Source organism: Intestinimonas timonensis (assembly GCF_900626145.1).
Lineage (GTDB): Bacteria > Bacillota > Clostridia > Oscillospirales > Oscillospiraceae > Intestinimonas > Intestinimonas aquisgranensis.
Window position 1 is genome coordinate 722,405 of record NZ_LR130816.1, and the last position, 26,727, is coordinate 749,131.

Sequence of the window (26,727 nt, forward strand, 5' to 3'; positions counted from 1 at the left end):
GACACTACTTTCCGATGCAGAAGCGGGAGAAGATGCGCTCCACCACATCCTCCCGGACAGCCCGGCCAGTGAGCTCCGCCAGGGCCTCCAGCGCCCCCTCCACGTCAGTGAGGACGGCGTCGGGTGTGACCCCGGCCAGGAGTCCTGTCTCGGCCTCCCGCAGGGCGGCCAGCGCCGTCTGGGCCGCCTGGGCCTGCCGGGCATTGGTGAGCATGGCCCCGGCCTCTCCGCCGCTCCCCTGGGGGAAGAGCCGTGCCACCGCCGCCCCCAGGTCCTCCAGCCCGGCGCCGGTCTTGGCGCTGAGCCGGACCATCGGCGGGGCCTGCTCCCCGTGGGCGAAAAACGCCCTGTCCCGGCCATGGGGCAGATCGGCCTTGGTGAGCACAAGCACCACCCGGGGACAGTGGGCGGCGGCCTCCTCCCAGAGGGCCAGCTCAGCCAGGAGCCGGTCCGGGTCCTCCCCTGGGTCAGAGCCGTCCATGAGCACCAGAGCCAGCTCGGCCCCGGCCAGGGCCGCCCGGCTCCGCTCCACCCCCAGCTGTTCCACCGGATCGTCGGTGTCCCGGAGCCCCGCCGTGTCGATGAGCCGCAGCAGCACGCCCCCCACTACACACCGCTCCTCCACGGTGTCCCGGGTGGTGCCCGGAATGTCGGTGACGATGGCCCGCTGGTAGCCCAGCAGGGCGTTTAAAAGGGAGGATTTGCCCGCGTTGGGCAGGCCCACGATGGCGCAGGGCACCCCTCGGGTCAAAAACTTCCCCCGGTCATAGGTGGCCAGCAGGTCCTCCAGCCCCCGCTCCGCCATCTCCAGAGCCTCCTCCAGCTCCTGGGCGCGGAAGGGGTCGATGTCCTCGTCGGGGTAGTCCAGTACGGCGTGGAAGTGGGCCAGCAGGTCCACCAGACCGCTGTAAATGCCCTCCACCCGCCTGGACAGGGCGCCGGTGAGCTGGCCCGCCGCCGTCCGGACGGCCTGGGGCGTCTCCGCCTCCAGCAGGTCGGCCACCGCCTCCGCCTGGGTCAGGTCCAGCTTGCCGTTCAAAAAGGCCCGCTGGGTGAACTCACCCGGTCTTGCAGGACGTGCCCCGGCGGCGTACAGGGCCTCCAGGCCCAGGGAGAGGACCACCGGCGCCCCATGGCACTGGAGCTCCGCCGTGTCCTCCCCGGTGTAGCTGTGGGGCGCCCGGGACACCGTGGCCAGCACCTGGTCGATGACGTTTCCCTCCTTGTCCAGCAGGGAGCCGTACACCAGACGCCGGTCCTCCGTCCCGGCCAGAGGCTTCCCGCTTCTGGCCCGGAAAACCCGGTCGGCACACTCCGCCGCCCCCGGGCCGGACAGCCGCAGGACCCCGATGGCGGATGGCACCGCCGGTGTGGAGATGGCCGCGATGAGCTCTGACATGATCCAAACCTCCCTTACATTTCCGTGTCTTTGTGGTCTTTTGTAAATTTGGCGAAAATGCCGCGCAACTTCCCCTTGACAGTCGTTTTATGTCTACCGATGTGAATAATCCACTTTTCCACGTTTACATAAACATATGTGGATAACCCTGTGGAAAATGTGGAAAACCCTTGTGGAAAGCCGCTTTTTCTCTGGGGCGCAATATGGACTGCGAATGAATACCACCCGAATATTCAATGTAGAAAAAAGCGCCGCCGTTTGGCGGCGCTCTGAGCCTGCAGGCAGATGCCGGCAGGCTCTTTCAAAAATGCAAGCATTTTTTCGAAGAGATGCAGCCTGCTGCGTCGCACTTCGTCGTCGCAAAGTCCGCACCGTTCAAAATGCCCTGCCGGGCATTTCTCACTCCGCTCGCTTGCTCCTTCTCTCCGGAGCAGACCCGCTGCGCTGGGCTCTGCTCCGGTTCCCGCCTTGGGTGGCGGGTCTTGGGCGGCCTGGCCCGCCTTAGACCTTCTCACGCAGACGCTGGGAGATCACCTGAGCCACCTTCACGCCGGAGGCGCCGGCCTGGGCCAGGCCGCGGGTGATGCCGGCGCCGTCGCCGATGGCGAACATGCCGGGCAGCTTGGTCTCCAGCTCAGGGGTGAGGGTGAGGCGGGAGGAGTAGAACTTGACCTCAGCGCCGTAGAGCAGGGTGTCGTAGTTGGCGGTACCGGGGGCGATCTTGTCCAGCTGGAAGATCATCTCGATGATATCGTCCAGCTGCCGCTTGGGCAGAGCCAGGCTCAGGTCGCCGGGGACGGCGGCGGTGAGGGTGGGCCGGGTGAAGGACTTGCTCATCCGGTGGGCGTTGGTGCGCATGCCCTTCACCAGGTCGCCGAAGCGCTGGACCAGCACGCCGCCGGCCAGCATGTTGCTGAGGGAGGCGATGTGCTTGCCGTAGCGGTAGGGCTCGTTGAAGGGCTCGGTGAACCGGTTGGACACCAGCAGGGCGAAGTTGGTGTTCTCGCTCTGGAGGGCGGGGTCGGCGTAGGAGTGGCCGTTCACGGTGTTAATGCCCTCCACGTTCTCGGCCACCACGTGGCCGTAGGGGTTCATGCAGAAGGTGCGGACCTGGTCGCCGTACTGCTTGGTACGGTAGACCAGCTTGGACTCATAGACCACATTGGTGATGTGCTCGAAGACCCGGGCGGGCAGCTCCACCCGCACGCCGATGTCCACCTGGTTGTTGATGAGGGGGATACCCAGGCGCTTGCACTCGTTGGCAAACCACTCGGCGCCGGAGCGGCCGGGCGCGGCGATGAGCCAGTCGCAGCACACCTCGTCCCCCTTCTCCAGCCCCAGGCGGTAGCCGCCGTCAGCGGCGTCGATGGTCTTGACGGAGGTGTTGAACCGGAACTCGATGCCCCTTTTCAGGTCCTCATAGATGTTCTGGAGGATCACCAGGTTCTTCTCGGTGCCCAGGTGCTTGCACCGGGCCTGGAGCAGATGGAGGTCGAACTCCAGGGCCTTCTTCTCCAGAGCCTTGGCCTCAGGGGTGGAGGTGGAGAACATCTCGGTGGTGGCGCCGTGGGCCACATTGATGGAGTCCACATACTCGATGAGGTCCATGACCTCCTTGGCGTCCATGAAGTCGGTAAGCCAGCCGCCGAAGGCGGTGGTAAAGTTGAATTTGCCGTCGGAGAAGGCGCCGGCGCCGCCGAAGCCGCACATGGTGTCGCAGACCTTGCACTGGATGCAGTCCTTCACCTTCCCCGCCACGATGGGGCAGCTCCGGCTGTAGATGTCCCGGCCCTGCTCCAGGACCACCACCTTCAGTCCGGGGTTCTGTTTCATCAGCTCGTAGCCTGCGTAGATACCGGCCTCTCCACAGCCAATGATGGCAACGTCGTATCTCTCGCTCATGATGCGCTCTTCTCCTTTGTCTGTTCTGTCCATCCCATATCCATGGGGGCATACTACTTCTAGTATAGTATAGCATGTTTTGTCAAGTCTACGCCACCCCATCCTCAAAAAAATGCCCCTCCTGGACAGGAGGGGCATTGAGCATGCTCAGGTGTTTCCAGCCTTAAAAGATGCTGCCCACGGCGGTCATGCCCTGGTCCAGGTCGGCCCGGTAGTCCGGGTCCGCAGGATTGAGGCTGTTGATGACCACGCCGTCGCTGCCGTTGTGGGCGGTGGAGTGGAGATACTTCCCTTCGCCCAGGTACATGGCCACGTGGCCGGGGAAGAAGAGAAGGTCGCCGGGCTGCATGTCGGCCCGGGGGATCTCATGGACGGGGAAGCCCTCCACAATGCCGGCGTCCCGGTAGATGACCACCCCGTTGAGGAGGTAGCTCATGGAGACCAGGCCGGAGCAGTCGATACCCATGGGGGTCTTGCCGCCCCAGCGGTAGTGGGTGCCCTGGAAGGTGAGGGCGGTCTCCACCACCGCCTTGCGCAGCTGTTCCGGGTCCTCAAACCGGGGCTTTTCGTAATATTCCCCGAGAAAACTACATTTCGTATAGCCCTCCCGGCCGTCGGGCAGCTCCACCCGGAGCCAGCCGTCGGCGTTGGGGTTCCCCACCGGGGAGACAAGCGCGCCCCGGGTGAGGGTGGCCAGGGGGAAGCAGGTCACGGCGGGGCCGGAGAGGACGTCGCAGATGCCCTTCAGGACCACCTGCTTGGGCCGCTCGCTCCAGCGGCGGACCAGGTGGTCGCCGGTGAGGACGTGCTCGGCCTGAAGATAGCCCTCATAGCGGTAGGGCGCCCGGGCCAGATACCAGCCGGGCTTGACCTCCTCCAGGAGCTCCACCACCATACCGGCGAGGACCTCATCGGCCCGCTCGCACTGGAGCTGGGGGCGGCTCATGAGGGGACAGACAGGTTCGATGACAATGGCTTTCATATCCGTTCAGCCTCCCGTGCAGAATGCCGGCGCCGGGGCGCCGTAGGTGTCATAGATGGCCTTGCCCAGCCGGCCGATAAACTGCTTTTGGCGGTTGTCGCCCTCGGCGCTGGGGCCGTCCCAGGTGAAGATACCCAGGAACCAGTCGCCGCCGGGCTGGAAGAAGACGCCGGCATCATGACTCAGGTAGTCCAGACCGCCGGTCTTGTGGGCGAAATCCACGGGGTAGGGATTGTAGCGCAGGATGTCGTCCATGGACCGCTGGCGGCGGAGCATATCCAGGGCCACAGCGGTGAGGGACTCGTTCAAAATCTCCCCCCGGCACAGCTTGCGGTAGAGGGCAAACTGGTCGGCGGCGGAGGTATAGTTGTTCCGTCCGGCGGCGATGGCGTCCCAGTCCAGCATCTGCCGCTGGCACACCGTGTGCCGGAGGCCCAGCGCGTCCCGGGCGTAGGCGTTGATGGCGTCGTAGCCCACAGTGGAGATCACCCGGTTGGTGGCGGTGTTGTCGCTCTCCACGATCATCCAGTAGAGGAGCTCCCACAGGGAGCGGCTGGTGGGGCCGTACTCAAAGACCTGGGAGTCCTCCAGCAGCACCTCGGCGGGCAGGTCCAGGGTCTGGTCCAGGGAGAGCCGGCCCTGCCGCACCTCCTCCAGGGCGGCCAGAAGCACCGGCACCTTGATGGTGGAGGCCGACACCACCTGGGTGTCCGGCTCCAGGGCCCAGAGGACCTTACCGCTCTCCACCTCACCCACCAGCACGGCGGTCTTGCAGGGGAAGGCGGCGATCTCTTGTTTCAAAAACGTATCCAATGCTTGCTCCGTCATGACGGGAGCACCTCCAGTCGTCCGGTATCGGCGTCCATGGCGGCCATGGCGCCTAAGGGCAGGGATAGGGTGGGCAGGGTGTGGCCGCAGGCCAGGCCGGACAGGACCGGCTTGCCCGCGGGGACGATGAGCTCCCGGAAGACCTCCTCCAAAGTGAGGGAGCGCTCCGGGTCCTCGGGGGAACAGTCGGTCCACTCCCCCAGGATCACCCCGGCGCAGTCCCGGAATTTCCCGGCGTTCCTGAGCTGGGTGAGCATGCCGTCAATGCGGTAGACCTTCTCCCCCACGTCCTCCAGGAAGAGGAGCTTTCCCTTCGTGTCGATCTCCCAGGGGGTGCCCAGGGAGGCGGCCAGGAGGGAGAGGTTGCCGCCGCACAGCCGTCCCATGGCGCTGCCGTGGGAGAGGGCGGTGAGGGGCCGCCCGGCGGGGTTTTCCACCGGCCCGGCCAGGGGGCCGAAAAGGCACCGCCGCAGCTGGGACATGGTGAGCTCGTCCACCGGCTGGTAGTAGTCGGAGGCAGGCATGGGGGCGTGGTAGGTGACGAAGCCGCACACCTGATTGAAGGCGGTGTGGAGGGCGGTGACGTCGCTGTACCCGGCAAACAGCTTGGGCCGCCGGGCGATGGCGTCCAGGTCCAGCAGTGGGAGGATGCGGTGGGCGCCGTAGCCGCCCCGGAGGCACAACACACCGGCGATGGAGTCATCGGCAAAGGCGGCCTGGACATCCCCGGCCCGCTGGGCGTCGTCGGCGGCAAAGTAGCCGTGGCGGCTGGTGGCGTAGCAGGAGGGGTAGGGCACCGGCTCCAGGCCCAGGGCCTTCACGGCATCCAGGGCGGGACCCAGCCGGTCGGCGGCCACGGCGGAACTGGCGTTCACCAGGGCCACCCGGGCGCCGGGGTAGAGAGGGTTGGGAACGATCATTTCCTGGTCACATCCAATGTCTGATGAGATGTCGGCTCACAGCTTGGCCCGGTAGGCGTCCAGCTCGGCCCGGCTGCCCCGGACGAAGTGGCCGGGCTCCACCTCCTCCCACAGGGGAGGATTCTGGTCGGAGTAGTTGTGGCAGCTGGGGTCGTAGACCTCAAGCACCTTCTGCCGCTCGGAGATGGGGTCGGGCTGGGGGATGGCGGAGAGGAGGGCCCGGGTGTAGGGGTGGAGGGGGTGGGCAAAGAGCTGCTCGGTCTCGGCCAGCTCCTGGAGCTCTCCCTTGTAGATGACGGCGATGCGGTCGCAGATGAAGCGCATCACAGAGAGGTCATGGGCAATGAAAAGATAGGTGAGGCCCCGCTCCTTCTGGAGCTTGGACATGAGGTTTAGGACCTGGGCCCGGATGGAGACGTCCAGAGCGGAGATGGGCTCGTCGGCGATGATGAACTCGGGGTCCAGGATCAGGGCCCGGGCGATGCCGATGCGCTGGCGCTGGCCGCCGGAAAACTCGTGGGGGAAGCGGCTGGCGAACTCGGGCAGGAGGCCCACGTCGCTGAGGGCCTTGGCCACCTTCTCCTCCCGCTGAGCCTCGGTGAGGTGGAGCTTCTGGGCGTAGAGTCCCTCGGAGATGATGTAGTCCACCTTGGCGCGCTCGTTGAGGGAGGCCATGGGGTCCTGGAAGATCATCTGGATCTTCCGGGTGACGGTGCGGTCCACCTCGTGGCTCACTTTTCCGCTGATCTTCTCTCCCTGGAACCACACCTCGCCGCCGGAGGCGGGATGGATGCGGATGATGGCCCGGCCGATGGTGGTCTTGCCGGAGCCGGACTCGCCCACCAGGCCAAAAGTCTCTCCCTTATGGATCTGGAAGGAGACATGTTTCACGGCGTGGAAGGGCTTGCGGCGGGAGCCGAAGTCCACGCACAGGTCCTTGACGTCCAGCAGGACGTTGGTGTCAGGCTTGACCACGCAGACGCACCCCCTGTTCTCTGAGCTGTTTGATATGCTCCGGCGGCTCCACCTTGGGGGCCCTGGGGTCCAGGAGCCAGGTCCGGACCTTGTGGGTGGGGCTGACCTCAAAGTAAGGAGGCCGCTCCACAAAATCGATCTTCAGGGCCTGGGGATTCCGGGGGGCGAAGGCGTCGCCTTTGACCTCGTTAAAGAGGTTGGCGGGCGTGCCGGCGATGGAGTAGAGCGGCTCTCCCTTGATGCCCAGCTGGGGCAGGGAGGACAGCAGCGCCCAGGTATAGGGATGGCGGGGATCGTAGAAGACCTCCTCACAGGTGCCGATCTCCACAATATCCCCGGCGTACATCACGGCGATGCGGTCGGCCACGTTGGCCACCACGCCCAGGTCGTGGGTGATGTAGATGGTGGTGAGGCCGTACTGCTTCTGAAGGGCCTTGATGAGCTCCAGGATCTGGGCCTGGATGGTCACATCCAGAGCCGTGGTGGGCTCGTCACAGATGAGGATCTTGGGCCGGCAGGCGATGGCGATGGCAATGACCACCCGCTGGCGCATGCCGCCGGAGAATTCATGGGGGTACTGCTTGTAGCGGCGCTCCGGATCGTCGATGCCCACATGGGTCAGAGTCTCCAGCACCACCTTCCGGGCCGCCTCGCCCTTGAGACCCTGGTGGAGGACCACCGCCTCCTCGATCTGCTTGCCGATGGTCTTGAGGGGGTTGAGAGAGGTCATGGGGTCCTGGAGGACCATGGCGATCTCTTTGCCACGGATGGCCTGCCACTCCTTTTCGGTGCGCAGCTGGGCCAGATCCATGCCGTTCTGATACTGGATGGTGCCGCTTTCAATGGCGCCGTTCTGGTCGGTGAGGCCCATGAAGGTTTTGGTAAAGACGCTCTTGCCGGAGCCGGACTCGCCCACGATGGCCAGGGACTCCCCCTGATAGAGGTCCAGGGAGACGCCGCGGATGGCGTGAAGGGTGCGGCCGCGGAGGGTGAATTTCACATTCAGGTCCCGGATCGACAAAATGACGTCATGTTCTTTTTGTTCCATCTGCCCACCTCCTCAGCTGACGTGATTTTTCGGGTCCGCCGCGTCGGCAAAGGCGTTGCCGATGACATAGAAGCAGACGGTGACGAAGGACAGGGCCACACAGGGGATGATGAGCTGATAGCTCAGGGAGGGCGTGGTCATCAGGGCCTTGCCGGCGATGATGAGGGTGCCCAGGGAGGGCGTGTAGACGGGCAGGCCCAGGCCGATGTAGGTGAGGAAGACCTCGTCGGTGATGGCGGTGGGCACTGCCAGGGCGGCCCGGAGCATGATGATGGACACCAGATAGGGCAGCAGGTTGCGGTAGACGATGCGGGGCGTGCTGCTGCCCAGGCAGCGGGAGGCCAGGTTATAGTCCCGGTCCCGGATGATGACCACCTGGTTGCGGACATACCTGGCCATCTTCAGCCACCCCACCAGACACATGGACAGGATGATGGTGCTCATGGAGGGCCGCAGGATGTAGGAGATAAGGATGAGGATGATGGTCCGGGGCACATTGTCCACGATATTGTAGGCAGAGGTGAGGAACTGATCCAGCCGGCGCACATAGCCCCACAGCACTCCTAAGGTGATGCCGATGATACACTCGGAGAGGGCCACCACGAAGCCGATGAAGAGACTGGTCCGGGTGGCGTACCAGGTCCGGGACCACAGATCCTGGCCCAGGTTGTTGGTGCCCAGGATGAAGCCTTCCACCTCACCGGGCTGCTTATTGGAGAGGGGCATGCCCGTCTCCTCGTTGTAGAAGATCTCCGTGGGGTCCTTCTGGTTGGGGAGGAAGGGCTGGATGAAGGTAAAGAGGAGCATGATCCCCAGCAGGATGATGAGCAGGCGGGCAACCTTGTTGCGCCAGAAAATGCGCAGGGTGGAGCGCCAGTAGGAGTAGTTGGAGTAGCCTGTCCGCTCGGCGGCGGCGGCGTCATAGTCGGCCAGCGTAAAGAGCTGGGGGTCCAGGGCGTCGATCTCGGCCTGGGTGAGGCCTTTGGCCTTCTTTGCCAGGTCCTCCTCCAGAGAGGCGGCCAGCTTGTCCAGCTTGCGTTTTCCGATCTGCGGCATTCAGCGTCCCCCCCTTTCCTGACCCAGCTTGATGCGCGGGTCGGCCAGTGTCATAAAGAAATCGCCCAACAGCAGTCCCAGAATGCCCACACTGGCAAAGATGAGCACCAGGGCCTGGACCATGGCGTTGTCCTGTCGCTTGATGACGTCCACCAGCAGTCCGCCCATACCCGGCACCGAGAACAGGGACTCCACATAAATGGAGCCGATGATGGTGTTGAGGAATGAGGTGGGCAGCAGCTGGATGATGGGCACGAAGGCGTTGCGCAGGACGTGGTGGTACATGATGTCCCGGCGGGAGACGCCCTTGGCCATGGCCAGCTTCACATAGTCAGAGTTGAGCTGGTCTACCATATACCGGCGCATCCACATGGCGTACTCGGCAATGTTGGCCAGAGAGAGGCACAGGATGGGCAGGATCCAGCTGGTGGGGTTAGAGCGGCTGTACAGCATGGGCAGTGCCAGAGAGCGGGAGCCCACCATCTGGATGACCAGATAGTAGACCACCACAGGCACGGCGTTGAGCAGCACGATGAAGCCGGTACCCAGCTTGTCGGGCAGACGGCCCTTGTAGCGGCTCATGACCACGCCAAGCGGAATACCCACCACCAGGGAGAGGACCATGGCCATGCAGCCCAAGGTGAGGGAGACAGGGATCTTCCGGGCCAGGATCTCCGTGACAGGCACGTTGGGCTGGTAGATCCAGGAGGTGCCCAGGTCGCCGTGGAACAGATCCCGATAGAACCGGAACAGCTGCACCGGCAGAGGATCGGTGAGTCCCAGGTTCTCCAGGCCGTTCTGAATCATCTCCGGGGTCATCTTGTCGAAGTTGGGGAAGTAGCCCTCAATGGGCATGAGGCGCATGAGGGAGAAGATGACAGCCGTGATGATGAAAAGTGCCACCACAGCGAAGGCCAGGCGTTTTAATATGTATTTCAGCATGGGGGCGCTCCTTTCGGGATACAGATTGTATGTTGAGACGAGAGCGCTGAAAACGCTCTCGTCTCAACATACAAAGCCCGGGCGGCGGGGACGTGTCCGGGTACGGACACGTCCCCCTTGCCCGGCGCGGGGGATCAGCTCTCGGCGGCAGCGGCCTCCAGGGCAGCCTGGCGGTCGGTCTCCCACTGCTCATACTGGGCGTAGTACTCGTCCATGCTGATGGGGGTATCCAGCAGATGGGCACCCTCATAGCGATAGCTGGACACGCCGAAGGGGGAGAAGGGCCGGTCGAAGACGGACAGGTCAGAGACCACGTAGCCGTTGTCGGCCTGGCGGTGGAAGGGGATGACGATGGCGTGCTTGATGAGGAAGGCCTCGGCGTTGGCAAAGGCGGTGTAGCGCTTCTCGATGTCCAGCTTCTCGTCCTTGCCCTCCTGGACCATCTTGATGTAGACGGTCTCTGGCGTACCGATGAACTTCTCCTCGTCGAAGACGCCGGCAGCCATATCTTCCTCGGTGTAGATGTAGCCGGTCAGCAGGTCAGACTGCGTGGTGAGCTCGGGCCAGCTGTAGGTGTAGCCCAGGCTCCAGGGGTCGGAGTAGGTCTCCGGGTCGGCGTAGTCAGGACCCCAGTTGCACAGCATGAGGGAGTACTCGCCGCTCTTACGGACCTCGGCCAGGAAGTTGGTGGAGGGGCCGGCTTCCACGGTGATGTCGATGTAGTCGGTGCCCAGCAGGCTCTCCAGCTGCTGCTCAATGATCTGGCAGCTCTCGCCCCAGTAGGGGGTAGCGGGGTTGTAGGGCATGAGGATCTTGATGGGGAAGGTGGCGCCGGCGGCGGTGAGCTCCTCCACGGCCTGCTCCTTATACTGCAGGGCCTGCTCCTCGTTGAAGGGATCGGTGTTGGAGATTTCGGCCAGATCGCCCATCTGGGTGTAATCCACACCGTTGTAATCCACAAAGCCCTCGGGGGTGATGGTGCGGATCAGGTTGGCCTCGGTGTTGTAGGGCTCGTAGGGGTACTCGGCCTTCTGACGGTCAATGCCGTAGGCAATGGAGAGGCGGAAGGCCTCGTTGTTGACGGCGATCTTCCAGTTGTCGGGCTCAAAGGCCTCGTCCATCTTGGGATCGAAGTTGAAGAGCCACCAGTAGGTGTAATAGGAGCTGCGGGTGGGACGGACCATGTCCTTGGTGCTGTCGTCCTCCAGCCAGGCCTGCAGCAGCTCGGCGGGGATCTTGGCCTGGTCCACGGAGCCCTGCTTGTACATGTCGGGGGCCAGCTTATTGGCCTCGGTGTTATAGGTGCGCTCGATGCGCTCGATGTAGACGTTGTCGGCGTTCCAGTAGTTGGGGTTCTTCACCCACAGCTGGCTCTCCTGGGGGTTAAACTCCTGGCAGATATAGGCGCCGTTGTAGAGCAGGGTGTCGGCGCTGGTGCCGAAGCGATCACCCACCTCAGCCAGGAAGTCGGCGTTCACGGGCATGAAGCACACATAGCTGAGCATGGACAGGAAATAGGGGGTGGGAGCGTTGAGGGTGTACTCCACCGTCATGTCGTCCACCGCGCGGACGCCGATCTCATTGGGATCGGTGATGGCGCCGGAGTAGTACTCCTGGGCGTTCTTCACCACGCTGGAAACGATGTCGAAGGTCTTGGAGTCGTTGGCAGGGTCACAGACGTACCGGAGACCGGTGACGAAGTCCTGGGCAGTGAGGTCGGCGTACTCGGAGCCGTCGCTGCGGTACCACTTCACACCCTCCCGGAGGGTAAAGGTCCAGGTGAGGCCGTCCTCGCTGGTGGTCCAGTCGGTGGCAAGACCTCCATGGGCCACGCCGAATTCGTCGTACTGGACCAGGGTGTCCACGAAGTTGGCGCACAGCTCAAATTCGGTAGCCTGAGAGGTCACCAGATAGTTGAGCGTGGTAGCCTCAGAGGCGTACAGCTCACGGAAGGTGGTGGAGGCCTGTCCGTCTCCGCCTTCACCGCCGCCGCAGGCGGCCAGACTCAGGGTCATGGCACCGGCCAGCAGGAGGGCCGTCCATCGGGTGGTTCTTTTCATGCTTTCTCCTTCTCTCCTCTTGTTTTTTGGGCGGTTCGTCCGCCCGCGGGGTCCATCAAAAGCCGCCCACGCGGCGCTGATGCGGGAGAAAGGGGTCTTGCCGGTCTGGCTTACTGCCAGTCTTTACAGGGGATATTGGTCACGCCGATGCCGGGATCGTCGCTCATGCGGATGACGGCCTCGTCGAAGACCGGCCCGCCGGTGAAGGGGTCCTCGGCACACAGGGAGGGGCCGTCCAGGTCGCAGCGGGTGATGACGCTCCGGCCCGCCGCCAGGTGGGCGGCCGCGGCCACAGAGAGCCGGGACTCCAGCATACAGCCGATCATACACTCCACGCCGTAGATCTCGGCCACATCGCAGATCTTCAGGGCCTGCCAGATACCGCCGGTCTTCATGAGCTTGATGTTGATGAGGTCGGCGGCCCCCCGGCGGATGATCTCCACCGCGTCGGCGGGGGAGAAGACCGACTCGTCGGCCAGAATGGGGGTCTGCACCCGGCTGGTCACATAGACCATGCCCTCCAGATCGTGGGCGGGCACGGGCTGCTCCACCAGGTCGATGTCCAGTCCCTTGTCCTCCATGGCCGAGATGATGGCCACCGCCTCCTTGGCCCGCCAGCCCTGGTTGGCGTCCACACGGAGCTTCACGTCGGGGCCCACCGCTTCCCGGATGGCGGCCATCCGTTCCACATCGGCCTTGGGGTCCTTGCCCACCTTAATTTTCAGGATGCGGTAACCGCGCTCCACCGCCTCCAGGCTATCCCGCACCATCTCCTCCACCGGATTCACCGAGATGGTGAGATCGGTCTCCAGCTCCCGCTGGGCGCCGCCCAGGGCCCGCCACACCGGGATGCCGTACCGCTTACCCCAGAGATCGTAGATTGCCATGTCCACCGCCGCCTTGGCGGTGGTGTTCTTTACCATGCAGGCCTGGAGCTTTTTCATCACCCCGTCCAAATCCTCCACCTCCATCCCCACCAGGGCGGGGCGGATGAAATCCCGGACGGCGCACTCCACGGAGCCCATGGTGTCGCCGGTGATGACAGCGGTGGGAGGCGCCTCGCCGTAGCCCACCTGGCCGTCGTCAGCCACCACCATGACAACCACGTCCTCCAGATGGGTGACGGTGCGCAGAGCCGTCTTGAAGGGGTGGCGCAGCGGAAGGGAAATGCGCCCGGTTCGAATATCCTGAATCACCATGGGTCATACCCCCTGAAATGAAATTTCAAAATTTCCAAGTTTCATAGTCTGAAAATTTGTTTCACTCTAGGACTTCACTTAGGTGAATTGTACCATGTCTTTCCCGGCTTGTAAAGAGACAAACTGGCCGCAGTCCGCCTGCCCGCCCCTTCTCAGCTCCCGGCACATGCAATTTTTACTTGGCAAAGCTGCATTGTTGGGCAGCACGCCCCAAAAACAATTTTCTTCCAAGTTTTATAAAAGTCCTTTTTTTAGGACTTTATTTCTGGTAAGATGAAGAGACAGAGAGGAGGCGATGTCCGATGGCCAGAGGCGCAGGACAAAAACAGAAGCTGCTGGTGCTCCAGAAAGTGCTGCTGGAACAGACGGATGAGGAGCATTCCATGACCACCCAGTCTCTCATCGACACCCTGGCGGCCCAGGGGATCCCGGCGGAGCGCAAGAGCATCTACAACGATATGGAGGTGCTGCGGCAGACCGGCCTGGACGTCCAGAGCCGAAAGGGAAAGGACCCGGGCTGGTTCGTGGGGGACAGGGCCTTCCAGCTCCCGGAGCTCAAACTGCTGGTGGATGCGGTGCAGTCCTGCAAATTCATCACCAAACGGAAAAGTGACGACCTCATCCGCAAGCTGGAGGGCCTCACCAGCGTCCACCAGGCCCGGCAGCTCCAGCGGCAGGTCTATGTGGACCGGCGGGTCAAGACCATGAACGAGAGCGTCTACTACTCCATTGACAAGCTCCACACCGCCCTGGCCGCCGGAAAGGCCGTGACCTTCCGCTACTTTGATTACGACGTAACAAAGCAGAAGGTCTTTCGCCGGAGCGGCCGGCGGTACACGGTCTTTCCCCACGGGCTCATCTGGAACAGCGAAAATTATTACCTGGTGGGCTGGGACGGCACCAAGAAGGAGGTGCGCCACTACCGGGTGGACAAGATGGCGGAGCTGGCCGTCACCTGCTTGAAGCTGGAGGAGGGGGAGGACCTGGACCGCTCCAGCTTCGACATGGCGGCCTATGCCGCCAAGCACTTCGGCATGTTCAGCGGCCGGGAAGGCAAGGTGCGCCTGCGCTGCGCCAACAGCATGGTGGGGGTCATGCTGGACCGGTTCGGCCAGGAGGTCATTCTGGTCCCCGACGGCCCCGACCACTTCACCCTCACTGTGGACGCGGTGGTCTCCCCCCAGTTTTACGGCTGGCTCTTCGGCCTGGGGGAAGAGGTGACCCTCACCAGTCCCGACTGGGCGGTGGAGGACTACCGGCAGCGGCTCCGGGCCGCTCTGGGGCAGGGACAATAGACAAAAAGGGCGGGCGCTCCCGGTGGGAGTGCCCGCCCTTTGTTGTAGAAAAATAGGAAATGCCTTAGATTTTGCACAAGAGCCTCGCAGAGTTCCGTCGTCCGCAGACGACGGAATCAAGTTCGATCTGTTTTTTCCGGCGACATGTGCGTCGGAAAAAACACTACTCAGCCTGCAAGCGTGCGAGCGCAGCGAGTGCGACGCAGCAGTCTGTATCTCTTCGAAAAAATGCTTGCATTTTTGAGAGAGCCTGTCGACATTGTCGACAGGCTCAGGTGGGAGCGCCCGCCCTTTATTGCGCCGCCTTCAGCTCCTCCGGCCAATACCACTGGCGGCTGCCGTCCGGGAAGAGGACCCGAAAGAGTCCGCTCTCCCCCCGCTCGATGACCTTTCCCTCCGGGGATACCACCGGACGGCACCCCACAGAGGTCCTGCCCCGGACCACCACCCGGCTCAAAAGCCCGATGGCAGCCGTTTCCACATCTGCTGTGCACATGTTCGCTTCTCCTTTCCGCATAGGGCATTCTTCCACAGCCTATGTGCAAAAGCCGGCCCGCATGCGAAAAAACCGGGAGAGTCCCGCCGTTTGATCGTCGGGACCCTCCCGGTTCTTCCACAATTTCCGTTTTCCTGTGCGGTCTTAGTCCACGCTCCACTCCAGCACGGTGCCGGTAGAGGCGTCGATCTCAAAGTCGTACTCGGTCCAGCCCACACGGTACTCGCCCTCGTACACGGACCGGCCGTCGTCCCGGTCCAGCTTGAACTCCCGGAAAGTGCCAGAGGTGGAACCGGCCCGGTCCTGCACAATGGCCTTGGCCTGGGACTCGGTGATGCTGGTGCCGGTGCTGGTAGAGGGGGCATAGTACTCGGCGTCGTAGTCATAGCTGCGGACGTCGCCGGTGATGGCATCGATCTCGTAGTCGTACTCCTTGCCGTTGGTGTAGAACTCCACCTCATACTCGGGACGGCCGTCGTCCCAGTCCAGCTTCACCTGGACGAAGGTGGCAGCGCTGCTGGAGACGCCGGCGTGGTCCAGGGCGATCTCCTTGGCCTTGGTCTCACCAATATAGTCTCCGGTGTCGCCAGAGGGGACGGTAAAGTTCTCGATGTCAAAATCCACACTGGTGATCTTGCCGGTCTTGGCGTTGATCTCGTAGTCATACTCCTTGTTTCCGGCGTAGAACTCCACCTCATACTGGGGCTGGCCGTCGTCCCAGTCCAGCTCCACCCGGACGAAGGACACGTCACTGTAAGTGAGGCCGGCGTGGTCCAGAGCGACCTCCTTGGCCTTGGCTTTGCCAATGTAGTCGCCGCTCACATCGTCCACACCGCCGGTGAGGGTAACGGTGTTGGTATTGCCGTTCCAGCTCACGTCCATGCCCAGAGCGTTGGCCACCGCCCGGACGGGGAGGTAGGTGGTGCCGTCGATGGTGAAGGGCTCCACCACGTTGCCGTCTCCATCCTTGGGGGTGACGGTCTCGCCGTTGATGACCAGCTTGATATCGGAGTAGTCCACCCGCACGTTGCGGCTGCCGGTGGCGGCCAGAGCGGGCACGGCCAGACCGGCCACAGCGGTCACCACCAGGGCGCCGGCCAGCATATCTTTCCATCTGTTCTGATTCTTCATTGTCATTTCCTCCTTGTAAAGTAAAATACGTTTTATTGACGCTCCGCGGACCGTCCGGCCCGCCGGTTCTCGTCCCTTTCTGCCTCTATAACGGACGGCGTCCCGGTTTTATCGCAGGGGTACAAAAAATTTTTTGAAAAATTTTTAGAGGCGTCCCCCGGTCGCCCCTAAACAAAAAGAGGCCCGCCCATTCGGGCGAGCCTCTCTGGTCACATTCCTGATTTGATTTTAGAAGTCGGCGCTGCCCACCGTTCTGGGATGGGGCAGGCCCCAGACGATGTCCCATCGTCCGGGGACCCCTTTGGACTTCACTTCCTCGGCGGGAGTGAATCCCGCCTGCGGCAAGGTCCCGTGCCAACAGCACAGGTCCTTGTACGGCGCTGACGCGCCGCCCCATCTCCGATGGGGCCCCCGACGTCCTGCCCGGGGCGGGCTCTGCCGGTCCGGCGCGTATTTCTTCTCTTTAGAAGTCGGCGCTGCCCACCGTTCTGGGATGGGGCAGGCCCCAGACGATGTCCCATCGTCCGGGGACCCCTTTGGACTTCACTTCCTCGGCGGGAGTGAATCCCGCCTGCGGCAAGGTCCCGTGCCAACAGCACAGGTCCTTGTACGGCGCTGACGCGCCGCCCCATCTCCGATGGGGCCCCCGACGTCCTGCCCGGGGCGGGCTCTGCCGGTCCGGCGCGTATTTCTTCTCTTTAGAAGTCGGCGCTGCCCACCGTTCTGGGATGGGGCAGGACGTCGCGGATGTTGCCCACGCCGGTGAGGTACATGACCATCCGCTCGAAGCCCAGACCGAAGCCGGCATGCTTGCACCCGCCGTAGCGGCGCAGGTCCAGGTACCACCAGTAGTCCTTGGGGTCCATGCCCAGCTCCTTGATGCGGTTCTCCAGCACATCCAGCCGCTCCTCACGCTGGGATCCGCCGATGATCTCGCCGATGCCGGGCACCAGGCAGTCGGCGGCGGCCACGGTCTTGCCGTCGTCGTTGAGGCGCATGTAGAAGGCCTTGATGTCCTTGGGGTAGTCGGTGACGAAGACAGGCTTCTTGTAGACCTGCTCGGTGAGGTAGCGCTCGTGCTCGGTCTGGAGGTCGCTGCCCCAGTCCACCTTGTAGTCGAACTTGTCGTTGTTCTTCTTGAGGATTTCCACCGCCTCGGTGTAGCTCACCCGGCCAAAGTCGGAGGAGGCCACGTGCTCCAGCCGCTCCTTCAGGCCCTTGTCCACGAAGGAGTTGAAGAAGTTGATCTCGTCGGGGCACTGCTCCAGCACGGTGGTGATGATGAACTTGATCATGGCCTCGGCCACGTCCATATCGCCCTTCAGGTCACAGAAGGCCATCTCAGGCTCAATCATCCAGAACTCGGCGGCGTGGCGGGTGGTGTTGGACTTCTCCGCCCGGAAAGTGGGACCGAAGGTGTAGACATCACCGAAGGCCATGGCGAAGTTCTCTGCGTTGAGCTGGCCGGACACGGTGAGGTTGGCGCTCTTGCCGAAGAAGTCCTGGCTGTAATCCACGGTGCCGTCGGGGTTCTTGGGCACGTTCTCCAGGTCCAGAGTGGTCACCCGGAACATCTCACCGGCGCCCTCGCAGTCGGAGGCGGTGATGATGGGGGTGTGGACGTAGACGAAGCCCCGGTTCTGGAAGAAGGTGTGGATGGCGTAGGCGGCCACGCTCCGCACCCGGAAGGTGGCGGAGAGCAGATTGGTCCGGGGACGCAGGTGCTGGATGGTCCGCAGGTACTCCACGGTGTGGCGCTTCTTCTGCAGGGGGTAGTCGGGGGTGGAGGGACCCTCCACGGCGATGGCGGCGGCCTTGATCTCCAGGGGCTGCTTGGCCTCCGGGGTCAGGACCACGGTGCCGGTGACCGACAGGGCGGTGCCCACGTTCTGTCCGGCGATCTCCTTATAATTGGCCAGGGAGTTGGCGTCCATGACCACCTGAAGGTTCTTGAAGCAGGAGCCGTCGTTGAGCTCGATGAAGCCAAAGGTCTTCATATCGCGGATGGTCCGGGCCCAGCCACAGACGGTGACCTTCTGGCCGCCGAAGCGCTCCTGGTCGGCGAAAATCTGTGCGATCTTTGTGCGTTCCATTGGGTTGATTCCCCTCTCAGCGTCATTAGTGGTATTACACAGTACCTTATATTATAACTCCTGGGACGCAAAGCCGCAAGTGCGCAGGCCGTTTTCCGCGGTCAAAACCAAAAGAAAAGTCCGCCTCCGGCGGCTGGGAACAGAACAAAAGGCAGCTGCTTTCGCAGCTGCCCCTTATTTCGGATTGGCACTGATGTAAAACGCACTGCCTCACAAGGCTGCACCCAAAACCAAATCGAAGCCCAGCGAAGCGGGTTCGATTTGGAAAGGAGGAGCAGCGGCATGAGCGCGCTCTGACTTTTGAAAAAAAGTCGGAGCAAGCGATATAAAGCTTGCTCCGACGTGGTACGCCTGAAGGGACTCGAACCCCCAGCCTTCAGAACCGGAATCTGACGCTCTATCCAATTGCGCTACAGGCGCGTACCTGTGCACCCTTTTAAGTGCCTAGTTATTATAACAACCTTTTCCTTGTTTGTAAAGGGGTATTTTTGCAAAAAACAAGGCGAGCGTCTTTTTCCGGCGGGCGTTGTCAGTATGGAATGGTGCTCCAGGTGTTAACGCCGGAGAGGTCCAGAAACAGGGGGTGATCCGGGGGCAAAAAGGTGAAAAGAATCATGGCCGCGGCCAGGGCCAGCACGGCCAGGACCGACATTGTACCCAAAAATGGGTGTTCTGAGGCATCGGAGAGGAGCTCCGGCAGCAGGAAGCCCACCGCCATGAGCACCACATAGAGCCCGATGTCCACCGCCAGAGCCTCGCCGCCCATGGTCATATGGTAGAGACAGCCGAAGCCCAGCATGGCCGCCGAGAGCACCAGCGCCGTCAGCAGCCAGGGAGTACGGCACCCCGGCGGGCCGTTTCTGGTGCGCAGGAACATGGCGGCCAGATAGGGCCAGATCAGGATCTTCAGGTGCTCCCACAGGCTCTCATTCACCGGCGAGAGCACCGCCGTCACCGGATTGGGCAGCAGCGTATACAAAAAATGCAGACAGGCGCCCGCCAGCGTGGTCACCACAAAGGTCACCAGCAGTCCCCTCGACAGCTTGGGCATATGCCATCTCTCCCTCCCGCAGCCGCCCGGGGTGGGACGGCCTTCTGAGATATGGTATGCGCCCAAAGCCCGTTTATGAACCCGTCCGCCTTTTTTCTGAAAAACCGGTAAAAACCGCCGTGGCCGCCGCCGCCGTCCCCCGTCATTCGGTGCTTTCCACCTCTTCCCATGCCAAAGGTGTGTTTCATTGCCAGTCCCGGGGCGGCGTTTTTCCCGTCCATGGCGGCCATATTAGCTCTGACGGCTGTTTTTTGATCGCCGTCGGCGTTATTTTTTGCAAAAGGGGTGGTTTTATGAGAGAAGAAGAGCAGGGGCGGCCATGGACCGGCGCCCTTCTGCTGCTGCGGAGCCTGGTTTTGGTGGCGGCCATTGCCATGACGCTGCTGGGGCTGAGCGTCCGGCCGGCCGCGGCGGAGGCCCTGCCCGCCATGGCAGCCGCGGAGGGCGCCCACATGGTGATCCCCATGGGACGTGCGGTGGGTATCAAGCTCTTTTCTGACGGCGTGCTGGTGGTAGGGCTTTCCGACGTGACCGGCCAGGCAGGGGAGTGCTCCCCGGCCCGCTCCTGCGGGCTCCGCCAGGGCGACATCATCACCCACATCAACAACACCCAGGTGGACACCATTGAGGAGGTCCGGGCGGTGCTCCAGAAGCTGGAGGGAGATCAAATGAGCATCCGCGCCATCCGGGACGAGGAGCAGGTGCAGTTCACCGCCCAGGCCACCGCCTGCACCGACGGCACCTACCGTCTGGGGGCGTGGATCCGGGACTCCATGGCCGGTATCGGCACCATGACCTTCTATGAGCCCTCCACCGGGCTCTTCGGCGCCCTGGGGCACGGCATCAACGATGTGGACACCGCTCTCCTCATGCCTCTGGAGTCGGGGGCCATTCTGTCCGCCTCCGTCTCCGACGTGAAGAAGGGGGCCGCCGGCGACCCCGGCGAGCTCCACGGCACCTTCCAGACCGACCGGGACCTGGGTGAGCTGTGGGCAAACACCCCCGGCGGTATCTTCGGCACGCTGGAGGACACCTCCCTGGTCCCCACCGGCGAGTCCATCCCCACCGCCCTCCGGAGCCAGGTGAAGGTGGGCCCCGCCACCATCCTCTCCAACATCGACGGAGACGAGGTCAAATCCTACGATGTGGAGATCGTCCGGGTCTTCCCCGAGGGCAGCCACGACACCCGGGATCTGATGGTGAAGGTCACCGATCCCGAGCTGCTGGAGGCCACCGGCGGCATCGTCCAGGGCATGTCCGGCTCTCCCATCCTTCAGGACGGGCGGCTGGTGGGTGCCGTCACCCACGTGCTGGTCAATGACCCCACCCAGGGTTACGGTATTCTGGCCGAGACCATGCTGAACACCGCTCAGTCCAGCGTATAAGCCCCTTTCAGCACCCAAAGTGCTGGCCGGGACGGTCATTGACCGCCCCGGCCAGCACTTTTTAAGACCGCTCTCAGTTAGACGGCAAAAAAAGTCGAAAGAAATTTGGCATTTACTGGTAAAACAGGGTTGCGTCCGCTGTCAATTTGTGGTAAATTATGGTTACGGAACAAAGGCAGGGGCCGCCGCGCCTCTGTGGAAGGGGAATTTGCACATGGACAGCAAAAAGCGCATTCTTTTGGCCGACGCGGACGACGTCTTCCGGGACCTGCTGCGGGAGACCCTGCTGAACGAGCCTGACTTTGAGATCGTGGGAGAGACCGGCGACGGGGAGGAGGCGGTGGAGCTGTGCCGCCGTCTGTCCCCGGACCTTTTGGTCATGGACCTGATGCTGACGCAGATGGACGGTCTGGACGTGCTGGACGCCCTGAACAGCACGGAGAAGCCGCCGGTTCTGGTGCTCTCGGCCCAGGTGCGCGGGAACATGGCGGAGGCGGCTCTGGCCAAGGGAGCCAGCTACTGCCAGATGAAGCCCTGCAAGCTCTCCTCGGTGGTGGACCGGGTGCGGCTGCTCTCCGGCGCCGCCAAGACTGAGGAGGACCCAGCGGAGCGCTCCGCCCGCATGCGCCAGAACCTGGAGAGCTCGGTCACCGCCATCATCCACGAGATCGGCGTACCCGCCCACATCAAAGGCTACCAGTACCTGCGCTACGCCATTATCATGACGGTGGAAAATATGGAGGTCATCAACGCCGTGACCAAGATCCTCTACCCGGAGGTGGCCAAGCACTTCAACACCACCGCCTCCCGGGTGGAGCGTGCCATCCGCCACGCCATTGAGGTGGCCTGGGACCGGGGTGACCTGGAGACCCTGCAAAAGTACTTCGGATACACAGTCAGCAATGCCAAGGGCAAGCCCACCAACTCGGAGTTCATCGCTATGATCGCCGACCGGCTCCAGCTCCAGCGCCGGGAAAACTGAATCTTTATCCATAAAACCTCACAGAGGGCGGGGGCGCGGCCTGTGGCCGCACCCCCGCCCTCTGTCCTTTTTCAGCCCGGAGACAAACTAAAGCTCCTCCAGAAACTTGCTCACCGGCACCTCCAACACATCCGAGATGCAGAACAGGGTGTCCAGAGAGATGCCTTTTACAATGGCACCGTTGTTGGCCTCTACCCGACTGATGAAAGACCAGCTCTTGCCGATCCGCTCGGCAAACTGCTCCTGCGTGTAGCCTTTACACTTTCAATAGTAAGCGATGCGCAGCCCCAGGAGCCGGTAGCGCTCTCTGTATTCCTCGTGCAATATGCCCACCCCGATATTATCCTACCGTAAATCGTTGTGGATTGTTGCCGACTATCAGAAACTTATTATTTACTGTCAGCGAAGAATATGTTATTATGAGCGAGAGAGAGAAATCTGTCGAAACCGGAGGCAGCTATGCTTACTTTATTGGAAACCCTTCAAAAACACCTGGGCTGCCTGTATCTATCTGACCTGCATACAGACAAATTCCGGCGGCAGGCCCTTCAGGAGGCACTGGACCTTCCCGCAGACGCCTACCCCCTTGAGCAGTGGCAGGAAGCGGTCAGCTACCTGTTGGGCTGGACCCCACCCTCCGCCTCGGTCCAGGAGCTCCGAACGCTGCTGGCCCAGTGCGCCGCCGACCTGTGACGGCATCCCCCGCCGCACATCACAATGAAATGATATGCAAATATGGAAAGGCCCGCCGCGTAAGCGGCGGGCCTTTCCATGCTCGGCACAATATATGGAGGTTGGGAAGTGCAGCTCAGGTGCGGCTCAATGCCGGCCCTCGTTGTGGAACATCTCCCCGACGGCGCGCCAGGGGCTCCCCTTCCAATAGTTCTTCCGCGCACCCAAGGAGTACAGATCCTTTTGCAGCAGCTTTTCCTCACGTGCCTCGACCATACGCATCATTTTTTTCATTGTTCTCTACTCCTTTCCCGGAAACTGGCTCTTGCCTTCCTTGTGACCTTATTATACAATGGCATTAGACATTACGCAAACGACTCTTTTGCATGCCTCACATTCCAAAACAGAATGGATGGTGCCGATGGAAACGGGAAAATACCGGGCGCTGCTGCGGACGGCGGAGCTGGGCAGCATCACCCGCGCGGCGGAGGATCTGGGCTACACACAGAGTGCGGTGAGCCGTATCATCTCCGACCTGGAGCAGGAGTGGGGGGTGGCGCTCCTCATCCGCGGTCGGTCGGGCGTGGCCCTCACCGCCGCCGGGGAGGCGCTGCTGCCCGGCCTGCGGGCGGTGTGCAACGCAGAGCGGGAGCTTCAGGAGGAGGTAGCCGAGCTGCACGGCCTCACCCGGGGCACCATCCGGGTGGGCACCTTCAACAGCATCTCGGTCCACTGGCTGCCACGGCTCATGAAGTCCTTTCTGGAAAAGTACCCCGCCATCCGCTTTGAGATCCTCACCCACATCGAATACCGGGAGATTGAGGACTGGGTGGCCTCAGGCCACGTGGACTGCGGCTTCATCTCTCTGCCCTGCGCCCTGGACCTGGACACGGTCTTTCTCCGCCGGGACCGGCACATGGCGGTGCTCCCTGCCGACCACCCCCTGGCCGGAGCGGAATGCTACCCCATTGACCGGTTCGCTCAGGACCCTTACATCAAGCTGGAGGATGATCGGGATCGGGAAGTCATCCAGATCTTTGAGCACTGCGGCGTAAAGCCCAATCTCCAGTACCTGGTCAACGACGACTACGCCGCCATCTCCATGGTGGAGAGCGGCCTTGGGGTGAGCGTGCTCACCGAGCTGGTCCTCCGGCGCACCCCCTATCATGTGGTGGTCAAGCCCCTGGACCCGCCCCAGTTCCGGGACATCGGCCTGGCCGTCCGGGACCGCGAGACCGCCTCTCCCGCCACCGCCCGCTTCCTCTCCCACGTGGTGGAGACCCTGGCCGCAGGAGAGATTTGACAGGGGACGTCCCTTGTTATATCATAATAGGCACTGTGCAAAGGAGATGTTTTCATGACCATCGATTATAAGACCAAGGGCACCTGCTCCAGCCGCATGCTCATCGAAGTGGAGGACGGCGTGGTAAAGTCCCTCCAGGTGACCGGCGGCTGTAACGGCAACCTCCAGGGCCTCTCCAAGCTGGTGGCCGGCATGAAGGTGGAGGACGTCATTTCCCGGCTGGATGGCATCCGCTGCGGCTTTAAGCCCACCTCCTGCCCCGACCAGCTGGCCCAGGCCCTCAAGCAGAGCATCTAAAAAATGCCATTGCTTTGTACCTCGCTGAAAGACCGCCGGAAGGCGGTCTTTTTCTTTGCCCATATCGCAAAATACTATGCAGCCAGCATATTGGTTTAAACGTCCATTCGTGGTAAACTTTAGGCAGCGCTTCTGTGTTCATTTCCACAAAGAGGAGGAGTCCAAACCATGAAAAAACGCATCCTGTCCCTCTCACCGCCGCGCCCAGCGCCCCCAGCGTCTCCGCCTCCACCAAGAAGTTTGACGGCATGCTCACCGCCGACGACCTCCAGGGCGTGTGGTACGCCCACCGGGACCCCTCCACCACCAGCATCGTCTCCAGCTTCCAGTTCGACAACGAGGAGGAGTGGACCTTCAACGGAGATCAATTTATTTATGCAGTCCACCGTCTGAAGAACGACACCTACTACTATCTCACCGGCACCTTTACCATGACCTCTGCGCCCTATAACGGCGACTCCAATATCTGCGAAGTCACTCTGAATCTCAAGTTCGGCGACTGCTACATGAACGACAGCAGCGGCGAGCCGTTCTATCTCCATGAGGTCTATTCCAATACCACCGCCACCCGCACCTTCAACGCCAACCTCACCTTCCCCTATGACTGCTTTGTCTACGACGGCAGCACCTTCACCCGTGCGGATGCCCAGACGATCTATCCCGCCTATGTGACGGTCTTCAACGAACTGGGCGTCCAGGAGCCCGAGCCCGACATGCCCGACACCGACTACGTCCTCTATGACGGCCTGCCCGTTCCCGACTTCGGTGCCCTCTACGGCATCGAGCCTCTGCCCGAGGATGACAGCGACATCCGTCTGCCCGGCGAGTGGCAGGCGACCATCGACGCCGCCGAGGCGCTCACCGCCGACATGATTACCTTCCATTACAGCGGCCCCGAGGCTCAGGAGGCCACCGGCGGCGCCTTCCCGCCCTCCATCGACCCCTTCTTCTTTACCGACTACGAAGCAGTGCTGGAGGAGTGCGGCTTCAAGGGCGAGTACCGGGACACTTACGGCGGCAGACAGTTCTTCTATGTGGGCTACGGCTATCTGGTCTCCTACGACGTAATCCACATCCCGGAGAATTACCACACCTTTGACCTGCCCCAGCGCTACAACAGCGACGAGGTGGTCATTTACATCCAGCCCGACTGATCCATGAAAGCAAAACAGCCCCTCCGGCATTGGCCGGAGGGGCTGTTTTTTGTGTTTTTATCTTCTTCTGCGGCGGCCGCTGTAATGGCTGCCGCGGTAGGCCCGGCGGTGGCTGCCACCGTAGCGGCGGCGGCGTCCGAAGAGGAGCCAGCGCAGCAGCAGCACCACAATGAGCACCGCCAGCACGATGAGCACCACCCGCACCCAGAGCTGACTGAAGAAGGTCTCGATCTGGTCCAGGCGGTAGAGGAGCTCGGAGCGGGACACGTCGTCCACCGCCACCAGGTCCAGCTGGCCATACACCGTGTCGCCGTTGGAGGCGGTGACGTGGCCCACCACCTGTCCTTTGGTCACCGGGGCGTCCAGGCTCTCGGTATCATAGACGGGGGTGAGCTGGAAGTCGGCGGGGTCCAGGTCGTTGGGCAGGATGGCCTCCAGCTCGCCGGTGGCCTGGACGCCGATGCGGTCGGTCTCCCGAGAGAGTCTCACCGGGATGGTACCGGCAAAGTAGGTGGAGTCCAGCAGGGTCTTGGTGGAGAAGCTGTTGAAGCCCCAGTCCAGCAGGCGGCTGGACTCGGAGAACTGGAGCCGGTTGGTGGAGCCGTCCTCATTCTTGGGGTTCTCCGCCCCCAGCACCACGGCGATGAGGTCCACTCCGTCCTTGCTGGCGGAGGAGGCCAGGCAGTAGCCCGCCTCCGGGGTGGAGCCGGTCTTGATGCCGGTGGCGTACTGGTAGTAGTAGCCCGTGATCCGCCAGGTGGACACCAGGGCGTTGGTCTCGTGGAGCTCCCGGGCCTCGTGCATGTTGGTGGCCGGGACGGTATAGCTCTTGGAGGTGACGATGGTGCGGAAGGTCTCGTGCTTCATGGCCTCCATGCACATGAGGGAGATGTCATAGGCGGTGGTGTAGTGGTCCGGGTCGTGGTAGCCGTGGGTGTTGACGAAGTGGGTGTCCTCCATGCCCAGCTCCTTGGCCCGCTGGTTCATCAGCTCCACAAAGCTGTCCACACTGCCGCTCACCACCTGGGCCAGCACGTTGCAGGCCTCATTGGCCGAGGCGATCAGGGCACAGTAGAGCACATCCTGCAGGGTGAGCTGCTCCCCGGGCTTGATGTCCTGGGTGGAGCTGCCGTCCCCCACGTCCCGGTTCACCTCATCCCCCACGGTGATGACCTGGTCCAGAGAGAGCTCTCCCCGGTCGATGGCCTCGATGGCCAGCAGGGTGGTCATCACCTTGGTGATACTGGCGGGGTAGCGCTGCTCATGGGCATCCTGCTCGTAGAGCACGGTGCCGGTGGCGGCGTCCACCAGGATGGCGGCGGTGGCCTCAATGTGCATGTTGCTGAGGAGCTGGCTCTCCACCGGCGTCTTTTCCTCCACCACCGGTCCCGGCGGCGTGGTCTCCACAGGGGCCTCGGTGTCCTCCGGCGCCGCGGAGGAGGCCAGGGCCCACGGGGTGGTCAGGGAAAGGCTCAGACTCAGAGCCAAAAGGAGCGAAAGCAGGCTGCGTCGATATTTTTTCATGGGAAACTCCTAGCAAATATGTTATAATCGTTT

General features: G+C 62.5%; 24 protein-coding genes, 1 tRNA gene and 1 pseudogene. 7 read left to right on the forward strand and 19 right to left on the reverse strand.

Annotation, left to right across the window (positions count from 1 at the left end; genetic code table 11):
• Positions 1 to 4 precede the first annotated feature (4 nt).
• From mnmE to E0E29_RS03715, 11 genes are all read right to left on the reverse strand, one after another.
• Positions 5 to 1,399: a tRNA uridine-5-carboxymethylaminomethyl(34) synthesis GTPase MnmE gene (gene mnmE, locus E0E29_RS03665; RefSeq protein ID WP_130848682.1), complete on the reverse strand. Its 1,395-nt coding sequence runs from the start codon at positions 1,397 to 1,399 to the stop codon at positions 5 to 7.
• Positions 1,400 to 1,900: 501 nt separating this feature from the next.
• On the reverse strand, positions 1,901 to 3,301 hold the full coding sequence (locus E0E29_RS03670) for an NAD(P)/FAD-dependent oxidoreductase (RefSeq protein ID WP_130848683.1): 1,401 nt from the start codon (positions 3,299 to 3,301) through the stop codon (positions 1,901 to 1,903).
• Positions 3,302 to 3,464: 163 nt separating this feature from the next.
• The gene (locus E0E29_RS03675; RefSeq protein WP_130848684.1) at positions 3,465 to 4,283 is read right to left on the reverse strand and encodes a C40 family peptidase; all 819 of its coding nucleotides are present in this window, start codon (positions 4,281 to 4,283) and stop codon (positions 3,465 to 3,467) included.
• Between the two features lie 6 nt (positions 4,284 to 4,289).
• Entirely contained in the window at positions 4,290 to 5,111 is an 822-nt protein-coding gene (locus E0E29_RS03680) for a serine hydrolase (RefSeq protein WP_130848685.1), read from the reverse strand.
• Positions 5,108 to 6,031, reverse strand: coding sequence for a S66 peptidase family protein (locus E0E29_RS03685; RefSeq protein ID WP_130848686.1), 924 nt, complete (start codon positions 6,029 to 6,031; stop codon positions 5,108 to 5,110). The genes E0E29_RS03680 and E0E29_RS03685 overlap by 4 nt, the downstream gene beginning before the upstream one ends.
• 36 nt (positions 6,032 to 6,067) lie before the next feature.
• Positions 6,068 to 7,006 (reverse strand): ATP-binding cassette domain-containing protein, encoded by a 939-nt coding sequence (locus E0E29_RS03690; protein ID WP_130848687.1) that lies wholly within the window; start codon positions 7,004 to 7,006, stop codon positions 6,068 to 6,070.
• Positions 6,993 to 8,054 carry an ABC transporter ATP-binding protein gene (locus E0E29_RS03695; protein WP_130848688.1) on the reverse strand — a complete coding sequence of 354 codons (1,062 nt, stop codon included), beginning with the start codon at positions 8,052 to 8,054 and terminating at the stop codon, positions 6,993 to 6,995. Before E0E29_RS03695 ends, E0E29_RS03690 begins: the two co-directional genes overlap by 14 nt.
• 12 nt (positions 8,055 to 8,066) lie before the next feature.
• Positions 8,067 to 9,110 (reverse strand): ABC transporter permease, encoded by a 1,044-nt coding sequence (locus tag E0E29_RS03700; RefSeq protein ID WP_130848689.1) that lies wholly within the window; start codon positions 9,108 to 9,110, stop codon positions 8,067 to 8,069.
• Positions 9,111 to 10,052 carry an ABC transporter permease gene (locus E0E29_RS03705; RefSeq protein ID WP_130848690.1) on the reverse strand — a complete coding sequence of 314 codons (942 nt, stop codon included), beginning with the start codon at positions 10,050 to 10,052 and terminating at the stop codon, positions 9,111 to 9,113.
• Between the two features lie 134 nt (positions 10,053 to 10,186).
• A complete protein-coding gene (locus tag E0E29_RS03710; protein ID WP_130848691.1) occupies positions 10,187 to 12,112 on the reverse strand; it encodes a peptide ABC transporter substrate-binding protein in 1,926 nt (641 codons plus the stop codon).
• A gap of 110 nt (positions 12,113 to 12,222) precedes the next feature.
• The gene (locus E0E29_RS03715) at positions 12,223 to 13,311 is read right to left on the reverse strand and encodes a dipeptide epimerase (RefSeq protein ID WP_130848692.1); all 1,089 of its coding nucleotides are present in this window, start codon (positions 13,309 to 13,311) and stop codon (positions 12,223 to 12,225) included.
• 302 nt (positions 13,312 to 13,613) lie between these two features.
• Between E0E29_RS03715 and E0E29_RS03720 the strand changes: the two genes are divergently transcribed.
• Entirely contained in the window at positions 13,614 to 14,606 is a 993-nt protein-coding gene (locus tag E0E29_RS03720; protein WP_130848693.1) for a helix-turn-helix transcriptional regulator, read from the forward strand.
• A gap of 292 nt (positions 14,607 to 14,898) precedes the next feature.
• Here the strand turns inward: E0E29_RS03720 and E0E29_RS03725 are convergent, their stop codons facing one another.
• The 5 genes from E0E29_RS03725 to E0E29_RS03745 all read right to left on the reverse strand — a co-directional run bounded on the left by E0E29_RS03725 (position 14,899) and on the right by E0E29_RS03745 (position 19,377).
• Positions 14,899 to 15,102 (reverse strand): hypothetical protein, encoded by a 204-nt coding sequence (locus tag E0E29_RS03725; protein ID WP_130848694.1) that lies wholly within the window; start codon positions 15,100 to 15,102, stop codon positions 14,899 to 14,901.
• Between the two features lie 144 nt (positions 15,103 to 15,246).
• Positions 15,247 to 16,233: a PepSY domain-containing protein gene (locus tag E0E29_RS03730; RefSeq protein WP_165449779.1), complete on the reverse strand. Its 987-nt coding sequence runs from the start codon at positions 16,231 to 16,233 to the stop codon at positions 15,247 to 15,249.
• 698 nt (positions 16,234 to 16,931) lie between these two features.
• A complete protein-coding gene (gene asnS / locus E0E29_RS03735) occupies positions 16,932 to 18,326 on the reverse strand; it encodes an asparagine--tRNA ligase (protein ID WP_130848696.1) in 1,395 nt (464 codons plus the stop codon).
• 343 nt (positions 18,327 to 18,669) lie between these two features.
• Positions 18,670 to 18,746, reverse strand: a tRNA-Arg gene (locus tag E0E29_RS03740).
• Between the two features lie 109 nt (positions 18,747 to 18,855).
• Complete coding sequence (locus E0E29_RS03745; RefSeq protein ID WP_130848697.1) at positions 18,856 to 19,377, reverse strand: DUF6512 family protein; 522 nt, start codon at positions 19,375 to 19,377, stop codon at positions 18,856 to 18,858.
• Positions 19,378 to 19,670: 293 nt separating this feature from the next.
• On the opposite strand from E0E29_RS03745, the gene spoIVB reads away from it, so the two are divergent.
• Both spoIVB and spo0A read left to right on the forward strand, forming a co-directional pair.
• Positions 19,671 to 20,762, forward strand: a complete 1,092-nt coding sequence (gene spoIVB, locus E0E29_RS03750) for a SpoIVB peptidase (RefSeq protein WP_130848698.1) — start codon at positions 19,671 to 19,673, stop codon at positions 20,760 to 20,762.
• A 214-nt stretch (positions 20,763 to 20,976) separates the two neighbouring features.
• Positions 20,977 to 21,744, forward strand: a complete 768-nt coding sequence (gene spo0A, locus E0E29_RS03755) for a sporulation transcription factor Spo0A (RefSeq protein WP_130848699.1) — start codon at positions 20,977 to 20,979, stop codon at positions 21,742 to 21,744.
• Between the two features lie 87 nt (positions 21,745 to 21,831).
• Here the strand turns inward: spo0A and E0E29_RS18605 are convergent.
• Positions 21,832 to 21,990: pseudogene (locus E0E29_RS18605) on the reverse strand (helix-turn-helix domain-containing protein); the annotation flags it as partial.
• Positions 21,991 to 22,203: 213 nt separating this feature from the next.
• On the opposite strand from E0E29_RS18605, the gene E0E29_RS03765 reads away from it, so the two are divergent.
• Complete coding sequence (locus E0E29_RS03765) at positions 22,204 to 22,437, forward strand: hypothetical protein (RefSeq protein ID WP_130848700.1); 234 nt, start codon at positions 22,204 to 22,206, stop codon at positions 22,435 to 22,437.
• Positions 22,438 to 22,563: 126 nt separating this feature from the next.
• Here E0E29_RS03765 and E0E29_RS17990 read toward each other — a convergent pair whose 3' ends face one another.
• Positions 22,564 to 22,710: a hypothetical protein gene (locus E0E29_RS17990; RefSeq protein WP_165449780.1), complete on the reverse strand. Its 147-nt coding sequence runs from the start codon at positions 22,708 to 22,710 to the stop codon at positions 22,564 to 22,566.
• A gap of 127 nt (positions 22,711 to 22,837) precedes the next feature.
• On the opposite strand from E0E29_RS17990, the gene E0E29_RS03770 reads away from it, so the two are divergent.
• The 3 genes from E0E29_RS03770 (at position 22,838) to E0E29_RS03780 (ending at position 25,170) form a co-directional block, all read left to right on the forward strand.
• Positions 22,838 to 23,719, forward strand: coding sequence for a LysR family transcriptional regulator (locus E0E29_RS03770; protein ID WP_242622359.1), 882 nt, complete (start codon positions 22,838 to 22,840; stop codon positions 23,717 to 23,719).
• A gap of 54 nt (positions 23,720 to 23,773) precedes the next feature.
• Positions 23,774 to 24,016, forward strand: coding sequence for a TIGR03905 family TSCPD domain-containing protein (locus E0E29_RS03775; protein WP_130848702.1), 243 nt, complete (start codon positions 23,774 to 23,776; stop codon positions 24,014 to 24,016).
• 134 nt (positions 24,017 to 24,150) lie between these two features.
• Positions 24,151 to 25,170 carry a hypothetical protein gene (locus tag E0E29_RS03780; protein ID WP_130848703.1) on the forward strand — a complete coding sequence of 340 codons (1,020 nt, stop codon included), beginning with the start codon at positions 24,151 to 24,153 and terminating at the stop codon, positions 25,168 to 25,170.
• A 57-nt stretch (positions 25,171 to 25,227) separates the two neighbouring features.
• Here the strand turns inward: E0E29_RS03780 and E0E29_RS03785 are convergent, their stop codons facing one another.
• Positions 25,228 to 26,694, reverse strand: coding sequence for a D-alanyl-D-alanine carboxypeptidase family protein (locus E0E29_RS03785; RefSeq protein WP_242622360.1), 1,467 nt, complete (start codon positions 26,692 to 26,694; stop codon positions 25,228 to 25,230).
• Positions 26,695 to 26,727 lie beyond the last annotated feature (33 nt).